This window comes from Parapedobacter sp. GCM10030251 (genome assembly GCF_042666505.1).
Taxonomy (GTDB): Bacteria; Bacteroidota; Bacteroidia; order Sphingobacteriales; family Sphingobacteriaceae; genus Parapedobacter.
The window spans coordinates 480,189-492,937 of sequence record NZ_JBHTDN010000002.1; the positions used below are offsets into that span (position 1 = coordinate 480,189).

Sequence of the window (12,749 nt, forward strand, 5' to 3'; positions counted from 1 at the left end):
CCCCTTACTTGACTTGTGCACGGCGACATTCCCCCCTACTTTTCCAGACGATATATTCTGATTCGATATTTTCATTTACTAACCTTCCCTTATCAAATTTACTTCCACGTCACCTTCCCTAACAAAAGCATCAAATAATATTGCGTGCCAAACAACAAACTTGCTAACACCAAGTGTACCGTCTGCGCAAACGGAGGGACATCAAAATATCCCAGCACACCTGCGCTTATCATCTGCAATAGGAGCAGCAGCAACAACAGGTTGGTAAACCGACTTTGATGTGTACTGGGAGCAAATCGTGAACGGACGACGAAGAAAAGCAGCACAATCACGACTGCCGATATCAACGCCAACGTACGATGCATGTCAAACACCCCACTCAGCTGTTCCAACCACTGGCTCCGATCCAATCCGCGGGTTGGATCCGAAATCAAATCAATTTCCTCCCGAACCCCGGTACCGACACCCACCTGAACAACGATCAGGAGCAGTGAAATAGCCGCCAACCACTTTATTCCGCTTGAGGTGTGGTTGATTAGCAGGTCCTTGTCGCGCAACGAACGCGCTTTGAAATACGTATAAATACTGATTCCAACAATAACCAGCGCTAACAACATGTGCACCGTAATGATCCAAGGCATTAAATTGGTAGACACCACGATCGATCCTAGCCACGCCTGATACCCAACAGCCACCACATTAACGACACTCCATATAAAAATGGATCGTTTTGTTTTAAAGAACGTTACCGAAAAAATGGCGCAGCCTAAAATCAACACGCCTGTAACGGCCCCTACTAGCCGATTGACGTATTCCGTCCATGTTTTCGCTGCATTAAACTCTTCATGCTGAAGAATGCTTTCGTCATGTCGTATGCGATCCGCCAGTTCCGTCTGTCCAAATCGTTCCAGCGTGGCCGCAAACCGTTCATTCTTCGCTTTTCTTCCAGCAATGTACTTTTCTTCATAGCCCGGAGGTAACTGGGAAGCATCTGTAGGCGGCACCAACCGATCAAAGCACTTGGGCCAATCCGGACATCCCATACCTGATCCGGTGCTGCGTACAACTCCACCTGCCAGTATCAACACAAACAACGAAACGATCGTGATCTTGTTGACCCATAAAAACCTCTTCTCAGCAGGCGGAAACATCCGTTATTACTCCTTCTCTCTTTCGGGCTCGACGCTGGCACTATTCGCCAACTCCCACTCCCGCTGTATACGTTCGGCTTCCACGTTCCCCTCAAAATCGTGCGGAAGGTTCGAACTCATTGTCTCCGAAAATGGAACTGTCTGCGGAATAAAATCCTCGTGATGTCCAGGCTTGCTATAGTCATACGGCCAACGATAAACGGTCGGAATCTCACCCGGCCAGTTTCCATGGATGTGTTTCACCGGTGTAGTCCACTCCAAAGTATTCGAGCCCCAAGGGTTTTGGGTAGCCACTTTACCGGTACGCATCGAAGCGAAGAAATTCCAAATGAAGGCAATCTGTCCTAAGCCGGCAATGATAGCTGACCAAGTAACGAACACATTCACCGATATCCACTTTTCCATAAACGGAAATTCGGTGAAAGCGTAATAGCGGCGGGGAACCCCGTCGATTCCCATAAAGTGCATGGGGAAGAACACAAAGTATGCCCCGACAAAGGTGAGCCAAAAATGCAGGTACCCCAATTTCTCGTTCATCATCCGGCCAAACATTTTGGGATACCAATGGTATACCCCGCAAAGCATTCCGAATATGGACGCCGATCCCATTACCAAGTGGAAGTGGGCTACGACAAAATAGGTGTCGTGCAGATTGATATCCAACGCCGAGTTACCTAAATAAAGGCCTGTTAATCCACCGGAGATGAAAAAGGAAACCATGCCGATGGCAAAAAGCATGGCGGGTGTAAACCGGATATTTCCGCGCCATAACGTCGCCAAATAGTTAAACGACTTCACAGCAGAGGGAACTGCGATAATCAAGGTGGTAATCATAAACACCCCGCCCAAAAAGGGATTCATGCCCGTTACAAACATGTGGTGCCCCCAAACGATAAACGAAAGTACAGTAATACCGATCAGTGAATACACCATGGCGTGATAACCAAAGATGGGCTTACGTGAATTGGTAGAGATTACCTCTGACGTAAGGCCGAGTGCCGGCATCAATACGATGTATACCTCGGGGTGTCCCAAAAACCAGAACAAGTGTTGGAACAAAATCGGGCTTCCTCCCTCGTTGGGTAAGATCTGCCCCTGTACGACCAAGTCTGACAAATAAAAGCTGGTGCCGAAACTCCGGTCAAAAATGAGGAGTACCACGGCCGACACCAAAACGGGGAATGACAAAAGACCTACGATAGCCGTCAGAAACAATGCCCATATGGTCAATGGCATTTTCCACAGATCCATACCTTTGGTCCGCATGTTCAATACCGTACTGACATAGTTCGTACCCCCGAGTACCTGAGAGGCAATGAACAACACCATACTGATCAACCACAGCGTCATACCCAACCCAGAGCCGCTGATGGCCTTCGGTACCGCCGACAGGGGTGGATAAATGGTCCAACCCGCACTTGCCGGACCGCTTTCAATAAAGAAAGAGGAAATCATAATAACACAAGCCGCAAAGAAAAACCAGTACGACAGCATGTTCATAAAGGGTGACGCCATATCCCTCGCCCCTAATTGATAAGGGATCAATAGATTGGCAAATGTACCGCTAAGTCCGGCAGTTAGCACGAAAAAGACCATAATGGTACCATGTATGGTAACCAATGCCAGGAAAAACTCCGGATTGATACGACCACCTTCGGCCCATTTTCCCAGAAAGACCTCCAAAATGGGGAATTCTTTGTCGGGCCACGCAAGCTGGATCCGAAACAAAATTGATAAGATCATGGCGAAAACCGCCATGACAATACCGGTAATCAAAAACTGCTTAGCAATCATTTTGTGATCCTGACTAAACACATATTTAGTCCAAAATGATTCATGGTGATGCCCATGGTCACCATGGTGATCCACATTATGCGTACCTACGCTTGCTATACTTGACATATCTGTGTATTAAATACGTTATTCCTCAATCCCTATTCTTGTACGTTCGCCACGTTTGCCAGCAACTTATCGGCAGTAGACTTTTCGTCTGCCGCTTGCGACACTTTAAATTCCTTCCTCAGATCTTCTGTAAAGAAATAGGGCTGTTCGTTAAGCCACGCTTGATATTCTTCTTCCGTCACGATCCGAACTTTTTTCTGCATATTGTAATGCCCCCCACCGCAAATCTTCGCGCAAAGCATCACATAATCGTAGTTATAGTCACCCAACCGATCGCGCATCTCTTCCGTTGTGACGGTCGGTGTAAACTGAAAATACGTTTTCATACCCGGCACCGCATTCATCTGTACACGGAAATCCGGCATATAAAAGCTATGCAAAATATCTTTTGAACCAATCTGTACACGTACCGGCTTATTTACCGGCAGCACGATTTCGGATCCCAATTGGTCATCCCAGTTCTTCTTGTCATTAAAATCCATACCCAGGCTATTCAAGGGCGTTGTGAGTCGGTAATTACGTTCACCCAATTGACCGTCCCGACCCGGATACCGAACCGTCCACGTAAATTGCTCCCCTACCACCTCAATATGCAGTGCATTTTTCTGGTCCTCTTCCGGCACGTTGGTGATCCCCCGCCAGGTAAAAAATCCAAACAACACCAAAACTGTCAAAACAATGGCAGGCGTAATCGTCCAGATTTTTTCGATCGTGTTGTTATGCGGGTAAAAGTACGCTTTCCGTGTAGGACGAGCGCGGTATAAGTAGGCAAAAGAAAAAAGGCCGATGTGCATAACCACCAATACGATCGTACAGATGATGGTCGTAATGATGAACATGGTGTCAATGTCTTTACCATGCTCCGTGACGGCTTCGCGAAACGACTGGCCACCATGGTGTACGTAAGACCAATACACACCATACAACCCCAATATCAACGCGACTAAAAACAGTACGGCATTGAAGTTAGATAAATAATACGTAGTGTCCTTACCATTCATCCGCCTGGTCAGCTCATACACCTGCAGAATCTTGCCAATCACACCCACCAGCACACATATCAAAAAGATCAACAATACCCCATAAAAGAAATTCTTGTAGACCTGCGGATCGATGTTCACCCCAGCATCTGCTTCGGCCGTTGATTCAGCCGCGGGTTTGTCCGCTTTCGCAGCGGGCACAGATGCCGTCACCGTGTCGGGCGAAACCGGTGCAACCTCACGGGCACCGGCCGTATCCGTCGCAGTGGTATCCGCCGTCACCGCCGTTGCCGTATCGAGTTCCTGAGCAAAGGCGTGGCCAACCAGCGTGATTCCCACAACGAATGCTAGTATCAAAACTGTTTTAAACTTACTACTTTTTATAAAGCCCATCTCTATTTATAACGATTATCCGTGTTTTAATATTACCCATCAACCTATCACCTTAAATCTGGTGATGCAAACTCTCTTCGAGGAAAGGATGTTTGTTAGGGGCCAAAGCATGCTTACTTAATTTATTAAGCACCAAGAATGCAAACAACCCTACAAAACCAAGCGCCGTTCCCACTTCAATCCATCCAAATCCGCGATGCGTTTCAACGGTTCCGGGCATGACCATAATGTAATAATCCAGCCAATGGCCCAGCAACAACAATACGCACACAAAGGCCAATACTTTGCTATTCCGAACAAAATCCCTGTTAACCAAGATCAAGACAGGCGCCACGAAATTAATCACCACATTTATCCAAAACCAAGGCTTATATTCGGGCTCCCAACGCTTATAGAAATAAACGGTTTCCTCTGGAATATTGGCATACCAAATCAACATAAACTGGGCAAACCATACGTACGTCCAAAAAATCGAAAACCCGAAAATTAATTTCCCTAAGTCATGCAGGTGATTTTCATTCACCCAAGACATATAGCCTGATCTTTTTAACAGAATAATAATCAGGGTGATCACACAAAGTCCACTCACCCACATCGCTGCGAAATTGTACCAGCCAAACATGGTAGAGAACCAATGAGCTTCCAACGACATGATGGTATCAAACGACCAAATGGGCGTAGTAAATCCGAAGATCACCAAAAACAGCGCAGACAATTTAAAGCTCTTTTTGTAGGAATTAAGTCCGCCGTCGAGATCCTCCTGATAAGAATACTTAGCCAGCAGCCAAGAGCAAATACTGTATGCTCCCATAAATACAACCTGGCGGATCAAAAACCCGGGCGCGTTCAAGAAAGCGGATTTACCGGCCACCAATGCATCATAATTAGGGCTATTCGGGTCGGTAAGCCCTTCTGCATACCAATGGTGATACAAGTTATGTGAAAACAATCCCGTTGCGGTGATCACCAATAGAATCAACGATGCGATCGGCAGTACACTCGCCATGGCCTGTGGAATCCGGATCATACCTGACGACCAACCTGACTGGGTTACATATTGTATGGCCAAAAAGAAACCGCCCGCTGCACACACACAAGTGAAATAATACCCCATCAGCAATAGATTTGCGTAGGTCCGCTCCACCACAATGTGGTCGCTGGAAAGCAAGCCTATGGCGATTGCCACAACACCTACGGCTAAAGCAACCAGGCTCAATACCTTCGCTTTCCCCGTGAACGTAAATTGCTCGCTGAAGTTATAATCGTGATGATGACTATGATTTCCCATTTAATATAGCTGATATAATATTAATTCTTTTGTAATTCCCTAACATACATAACCACTTTCCAACGTTCCTCGGGTGACAGCTGTGATGCGTGGGACCCCATCATGTTCAATCCATAGGTGATCGTATGGTAAATCTTTCCGTCGGTCAAATCAGCCATTCGTCCACCCCGTGATGAGTTAATCGAATCGGATCGCGCATACGAAGGCGGAGGAGGATAATTCTCTAGCTGCCGTGATTCCGCCTCCAACGTCCGATCTTTGGTAATGGGACCATCGCCGTGTCCTTCAGGCCCATGGCAAACTGCACAATATACCTGGTACAATGCCTTACCTTGTGCAAGGGTTTCTTCCGTGCGCGCAAGTGGATTAACCAGCTCGGCCCCAGCCCGTTCGTAATCGGCGTTGCTTGCGGAATAGGGAAAGCGTTCAAACCCTACCGGAACTGTGCCGGCGGGCGGTATCTGAGCCGTTTTTCCATCCTTGAAATTTGCATTCGGCTGATCGGGATTGTAACCGATAGGATCATACATATTTCGTGAAAACTCCCAGCCCCTGCTACGCGTGGTCTGATCACCGCACGAAGCAACTACGGCCGCAATTGCAACCGCTGTGCCCACAGCGCCAAGAAGTTTGATCTTATTCATAGCTAACATATTTTCGTTCATTGTACTTCACTTCTACAGCGCCTGCTTCTTTCAACAACGACTCGATCTTCGCGTGGTCGGTGTTGTCGTTCGCGTCGACAGCCAGGATAAACCGGTCGTCAGTTGCACGCAAGTCCATTACCCGGGGCGCACGCCCTGGAAACAGGTGATTGCGATAGAAAAACGTAGCCACCATACCCAATGCCGTGATTAGAATGGTACATTCAAATGTCACCGGCACGAAATCCGGCAATGGCAATGCAGGCTTTCCACCAATATTCATCGGCCAATCGTAAAACATCGTATAATACAAAAGGCTAAATCCCAATGATCCTCCTAACAACCCGAAACAAAATGCGGCAATGGGAAGGCGGGAAGGCTTTACGCCCAACTTTGCTTCGATACCGTGAATGGGCATCGGCGTAAAACAATCATAAATGCTGACGTTATTGGCCTGTAGCCGGTCGATCCCGTCCATCAGTTCGTCCGGATCTGCAAAACTTCCGATGATATACTTGAAATTACTCATTGCTACTTAACTTCTAATTCCTTGATTTCCTTTTCCGTCACCGAATCGTATTTGGTCAGTGAATTTCTAAAGAATTCCACCTGCTCTTTATCGAGATGCCCTTCCTTGATCAGTTTGGTTTTCTGCTGTAAACTGGCGCTCTTCAACAACAATTTCACCTCGGCGATCGCAATACCGGGCAAGAACCGCAGGAACAGCAGGAATAACGTGAAGAACAGGCCGATAGATCCGACAAACACGCCAACGTCTGTCCAAGTCGGATAAAACATGGCCCAGCTGGATGGAATGTAATCGCGATGGAGCGAGGTTACGATAATCACGAAACGTTCAAACCACATCCCGATATTCACCACGATGGACAACACCCACGAAATCGGAATACTCGTGCGTATCTTCTTAAACCAAAACAACTGAGGTGAAATTACGTTACAGGTCATCATCGTCCAGTAGGCCCACCAGTAGGGACCTGCAATCCGGTTAGCAAAGGCGTACATTTCGTATTCAGATCCCGAATACCACGCGATGAACAATTCTGTCAGATAAGCGATCCCCACAATAGAACCCGTAACCATGATGATTTTATTCATGGATTCGATGTGGAACATCGTAATATAGTTCTCGAAATTCAATACCTTACGCATCACTAACAAGAGGGTCTGCACCATGGCAAATCCGGAGAAAATAGCTCCTGCAACAAAGTAAGGCGGGAAGATGGTCGTATGCCATCCCGGAATTACGGACGTTGCAAAGTCCATGGATACGATGGTGTGCACCGAAAGTACCAGCGGTGTAGAAATACCTGCGAGAATCAAGGAAACAATCTCAAATCGCTGCCAAGTCTTTACCGAACCATTCCATCCAAAAGATAAAATGGAATAAATACGCCGCTTCAATCCGGCTGCCCGGTCACGTACCGAAGCAATATCCGGCAACAGGCCGCAGTACCAAAAAACCAATGAAACGGTAAAATAAGTCGAAATTGCAAAAGCATCCCATACCAACGGTGAATTGAAGTTTACCCAAAGGGAACCGAACTGGTTGGGCAACGGGAAAATCCAATACGCCAGCCAGGGGCGGCCCATGTGAGCAACTACATACGTAGCCGCACAGATTACGGCAAAAATCGTCATGGCCTCTGCCGAACGGTTAATGGAATTCCGCCAGTTTTGCCGGAACAACAATAACACGGCAGAGATCAGCGTACCGGCGTGACCGATACCTACCCACCACACAAAGTCCGTGATATCCCACGCCCAACCTACCGTTTTATTGAGCCCCCAAGCGCCAATACCTGTCCAAAATGTGTAACCCACACTAAACACCCAGAGCAATGCGCCCAGTGCTGCCAAGGTAAATCCGATCCACCATGCCCTGTTGGGTTTATTTTCTACCGGAAGCAGGATATCATCGGTTACCTTTGCATAGGTGATGTCCTTACCGGTTACCAGGGGTTCTCTTAATATTGATTCGTTATGCGATGACATAGTCTATTTTTTCAAGAATTGATTAAGCCTCAAACGTATTTCTCACCTTCGTCATGTAACCAATACCAGGCTGCACATTGATTTCTTCCAATACATAATACACCCGTTCATTCTTCAATGCTTTGGACACCTCCGAATTCGGATCATTGGCATCGCCAAAGATGATTGCGTTAGCCGAACATGCCGAGCTGCAAGCTAGGGTAATATCCCCATCCTTCAGCGGACGTTTCTCGATCTTGGCTTTCAACTTGCCCGCTTGAATACGCTGAATGCACATGGAGCATTTTTCCATCACTCCGCGTGAGCGGGAAACCACATCCGGATTCAGTACCAATTGGGTAAACTCGTTATTCAGGTAATTGTCGAACCGTGAATCGTTCCAATAGTTAAACCAGTTGAACCGGCGCACTTTGTACGGACAGTTATTGGCACAGTAACGGGTACCGAAGCAACGATTGTATGCCATGTGGTTCAATCCCTCTGACGAGTGTACCGTAGCCAGTACCGGACAAACCGTTTCACAAGGCGCATGTTCGCAATGCTGGCACATCATGGGCTGGTGTACGACCGACACGCTTTCCATATCGTCAAGATCCCTGATCTCGTCTTCCTTGGTATACGAGTTACCGTTCTGCTCGATTGCATAATAGCGGTCTATCCGCAACCAATGCATCTCGCGGCGGCGGCGCACTTCGTCACGACCCACGACAGGTATGTTATTCTCAATGTTACAAGCCACGATACAGGAACCACAACCCGTACAAGCATTCAGGTCGATGGCCATTACCCACTTGTGACCGGGCTGCTCGTATTTATTCCAAAGGTCGTAGGTTTTGTGCGAATCTGTCCATCTGCCTGCATTGTGACCTGGGTTCTCCTTGTACTTCGCAAACGTAGTTTCGCGGATAACGTTCCGGCCCTCTATGGTGTGGTGGGTTTGTGTCTGTGCCAATTCATAGGTACCTCCCGCTTTGGAAAGCTTGGCAGTTGTATTAAATTGCAGGGTACCGTTTACCAATTTTGCGAATGGATACGCATTTTTCCCGACGCCGTTTCCGGCTTTGCCCACTTTTGTACGGCCATAGCCCAACGCGATAGAAACAGTTCCCATCGCCTGACCCGGCTGCATGAGTACGGGAAGGGTAATTTTATAGCCGTTATCGTCCGCCACTTCGACCAAGCTATTCTCACCCAAGCCGAGCGATTCGGCAAACTTTGGATTTAACGCAGCGTAATTATCCCATGTCACCTTGGAAACCGGATCGGGCAATTCATGCAGGTAGGCGTTGTTACCTTGTTTACCGTCTTTAAGCGCTACGCTTTGATACAGCTGCACTTCAACATCCTTGGCCAGCGCTTTGCTTTGGGAAGTAATTGCATTCGCTATTGCGCCGAGCGTTGAAAAATCGAAACTATAGGCCGTTGCAGGTTGATCGCCTTTAAATTCAAATCCGGTTTGCAACACATCCTTCCACGTTTTGCTGCTGCCAACGAGAAGCTGTTGCTCCCAGTTGTTCTTTACAAACGTGTAGTAGTCGGTCTTCTCGCCCGCCCACAACAGTAAGCTGTGCTCGGCTTGACGGGTGTTATACACGGGATTTATGGTCGGTTGTACAATCGTATAATAACCTCCACGTGGATTTGCATCGCCCCAGGACTCCAAAAAATTATGGCTTGGTGCGATGGCATCAAGTTCCGACGCCGTTTCATCTTCCCGGTCGGAAAACGACAGCTTGAATTTGATCTTACCCAACGCCTCTTTCACAGCAGCCACGTTGGGGTAGCTATATAACGGGTTGCTATCCAAAAATAACGCCGCGTCTACATCGCCGCGGTTTGCCTCGGCCAAGAATGCTGCGAACGCTTCGTCGTCCCCTTTATATTGATAAGATGGATTATCCAGGTCAATGGTACTACCGTAGCTTTGCAACGCCACGTTAATGGCATTTGTCAACGTCTGCATTGCGACGTCGTTAGCCCCTGTAACCACCACCGCGCGCCCACGTGCTTGTTGCAGTTCCTGAACAACAAGCTTCAAAGCGGTCTGTGCTTTCTGATTTGCATTGAGCGCACCCGGCAAATTGCTGCCCGTGATCGCATTGTAAAGGGCAATCAGTAACGGCCCTTCCTCAGACGGTTTAATGGCCACACGCACATCCGCATTGGTGCCTGTAAGGCTCATTCCACCTTCAAATTGAATGTGGCGCGACATCTTACCTTTTTGAAGGCTTTTGTAGTCGCGATTGCCAATGTATTGCTGGGTATGTTCCTCACCGCTTAACCAAGTACCCAAGAAATCGGCAGCAACGCTGACAATGACATCCGCATTGTCAAAACGGTAGTGGGGCACAACGGCTTTACCAAAGCTATTCTGATTGGCTTTGATGATACCGCTATAAGACACCGTATCCACCTCAATTAAACGGGCGTTCGGATACTTTTGGGTAAAGCGTGCGATTGCCGCGATTGCTGAAGGACTATTGATGGTCGACGAAATGATCCGGATTTGCTTTCCAGCGGCTTGCGCTGCATCCAGGGCGGTAACCACATGCGTGTCCAACTCGTCCCAGGAAATATCAGCGCCGTTAAATTTCGGCCCTTTCAGTTTGGAGGTGTCGTAAAGGTCCAATACCGAGGCTTGCGCGGAAGCATCCGTACCGCAGTTCAATCCTACGGCCGAGGGGTTAGCCTCCAACAGGATGGGGCGGCCTTCGCGCGTCCTGACCAATACGCTCTGCCCTTTGAAACTGGACGCATAGAAGTTGGGGATTCCCGGTGTTATTTCCTCCGGCTTAATCAGGTAAGGAACCGCTTTGTGTACAGGAGTACGTTCGCAGGCTGCCAAAGTCACGGCCCCCAAACCAAACCCCAACGCTTTCAGGAAATCCCTGCGGGGCGTCCTGGTACTCAAGCCAGCTTCGTTCAAAACATCTTCTACGGGAATCGGTTCGGCAAATTCACCTTTGCTTTTTTCTACAAAAGCCGGTGTCTGTTGCAATTCTTCCAAACCCTTCCAATATTTCTTATTGCTATCCATTTAAGCTATATCTAAGTATTGCGTATGTCTGTATAACGTATTTAATTAATAGTGGCATTTGCCGCATTCAAGTCCACCCAGCATAGCTGCGGTTACTTTCTCACCCTTCTTCAACTTCTCGTGTGCCGCGATCAGCTGATCGTAATAAGCGTTACCTTCGTGGTTAACCTCTGTTTTCTGGTGGCAATCCACACACCACTTCATCGTAAGCGGTGAGTATTGGTATACTTCGGCCATGGTTTCAATAGGCCCGTGGCAAGTTTGGCATTCTACACCGGCTACCACGACGTGCTGCGAGTGATTGAAGTAAGCAAAATCAGGCAAATTGTGGATCCGTACCCATTCGATCGGACGTTGATTCGGGCCGTACTCCATGGTTTCCGGATTATAATCCAGTGCGCGGTAAATCTTCGCGATTTCCGGAGATAACTCGCCATCGTATTTATCGCTGGCTGTAATCGCCTTATGGCAGTTCATACACACGTTGGCCGATGGTATAGAAGCGTTTTTGGATTTATACGCTCCACCATGGCAATACTGGCATTCGATCTGGTTAACGCCGGCATGCAATTGGTGAGAGAATTTAATGGGTTGTACCGGCTGATAACCTTCGTGCACCCCCACATTCCAAAGGGTTTTCCAACCCGCTGACCCAAGGAAAATGGCCACCATCAATACGGTAAAAAATACCAGCTTTTTGTTCTTCGCAAGTTTCTTTAATTTGCCGAGGTAATCCTTGCCCGCTGTGTCAGCGCTTACAGGTTCAGGGATCAAGTCCTTATTGTTCGCTATGACACGTTCCAACGTCCGGATTACCCGGTTTAGCACGAGAATTACAAGAAACGCCAATGCAATCACGGCTACCAAGCCAATGATCATGAAATTGTTGGCATCGCCACTTCCAGCCGCTGCTCCGCTACCGCCACCACCGGTCGTTCCTCCACCTGCATCACCAGCGGCTTTCTTTTCCTCCTCCGATTTTATATAAGCTAAAATGCTTTTGATCTGGCCCTCTTGAAGCTGCGGAAATGCCGTCATCGCTGCTGATGGGTACTGGGCGTCCAATTCCAGGGCTGTGGGATCACCCGAAGCGATCATCGCGGGTGCATTGTGAATCCATTTCAGCAACCAAGCTTCGTCGCGCCGCTCGTTTACTCCCGCCAGTTCAGGTCCCAAGAATTTACCGAACACTTTATGGCAAGAGGAACAATTCGCTTTGAAAATTGCTTCCCCTTCTTTCGCATCCTGAGCTTGCAACGAAGAAACCGCAAGCAACAACACCAACGCAACGGATATCGGCCTGACAACTCTTCCAAAAACTAATGAGATATTTCTCATATC

Annotated in this window: 9 protein-coding genes; all 9 read right to left on the reverse strand. The window is 48.0% G+C overall.

All coding sequences use genetic code 11. The features are described from left to right. Window positions 1-98 precede the first annotated feature (98 nt). Window positions 99-1,151, reverse strand: a complete 1,053-nt coding sequence (locus ACFQRK_RS07900; protein WP_379005330.1) for a heme A synthase — start codon at window positions 1,149-1,151, stop codon at window positions 99-101. Window positions 1,152-1,157: 6 nt separating this feature from the next. Beyond that, window positions 1,158-3,053 (reverse strand): cbb3-type cytochrome c oxidase subunit I, encoded by a 1,896-nt coding sequence (locus ACFQRK_RS07905; RefSeq protein ID WP_379005332.1) that lies wholly within the window; start codon window positions 3,051-3,053, stop codon window positions 1,158-1,160. Window positions 3,054-3,085: 32 nt separating this feature from the next. After that, the gene (locus tag ACFQRK_RS07910; RefSeq protein ID WP_379005334.1) at window positions 3,086-4,390 is read right to left on the reverse strand and encodes a cytochrome c oxidase subunit II transmembrane domain-containing protein; all 1,305 of its coding nucleotides are present in this window, start codon (window positions 4,388-4,390) and stop codon (window positions 3,086-3,088) included. An 88-nt stretch (window positions 4,391-4,478) separates the two neighbouring features. After that, window positions 4,479-5,714, reverse strand: coding sequence for a quinol:cytochrome C oxidoreductase (locus ACFQRK_RS07915; protein ID WP_379005336.1), 1,236 nt, complete (start codon window positions 5,712-5,714; stop codon window positions 4,479-4,481). A 20-nt stretch (window positions 5,715-5,734) separates the two neighbouring features. After that, window positions 5,735-6,358: a c-type cytochrome gene (locus ACFQRK_RS07920; RefSeq protein WP_379005338.1), complete on the reverse strand. Its 624-nt coding sequence runs from the start codon at window positions 6,356-6,358 to the stop codon at window positions 5,735-5,737. Next, window positions 6,351-6,887, reverse strand: coding sequence for a DUF3341 domain-containing protein (locus ACFQRK_RS07925; protein ID WP_379005340.1), 537 nt, complete (start codon window positions 6,885-6,887; stop codon window positions 6,351-6,353). Before ACFQRK_RS07925 ends, ACFQRK_RS07920 begins: the two co-directional genes overlap by 8 nt. A 2-nt stretch (window positions 6,888-6,889) precedes the next feature. Beyond that, window positions 6,890-8,371 (reverse strand): NrfD/PsrC family molybdoenzyme membrane anchor subunit, encoded by a 1,482-nt coding sequence (gene nrfD / locus ACFQRK_RS07930; RefSeq protein WP_379005342.1) that lies wholly within the window; start codon window positions 8,369-8,371, stop codon window positions 6,890-6,892. Between the two features lie 22 nt (window positions 8,372-8,393). Further along, the gene (locus ACFQRK_RS07935; protein WP_379005344.1) at window positions 8,394-11,408 is read right to left on the reverse strand and encodes a TAT-variant-translocated molybdopterin oxidoreductase; all 3,015 of its coding nucleotides are present in this window, start codon (window positions 11,406-11,408) and stop codon (window positions 8,394-8,396) included. Window positions 11,409-11,453: 45 nt separating this feature from the next. Next, a complete protein-coding gene (locus tag ACFQRK_RS07940) occupies window positions 11,454-12,746 on the reverse strand; it encodes a c-type cytochrome (RefSeq protein ID WP_379005346.1) in 1,293 nt (430 codons plus the stop codon). Window positions 12,747-12,749 lie beyond the last annotated feature (3 nt).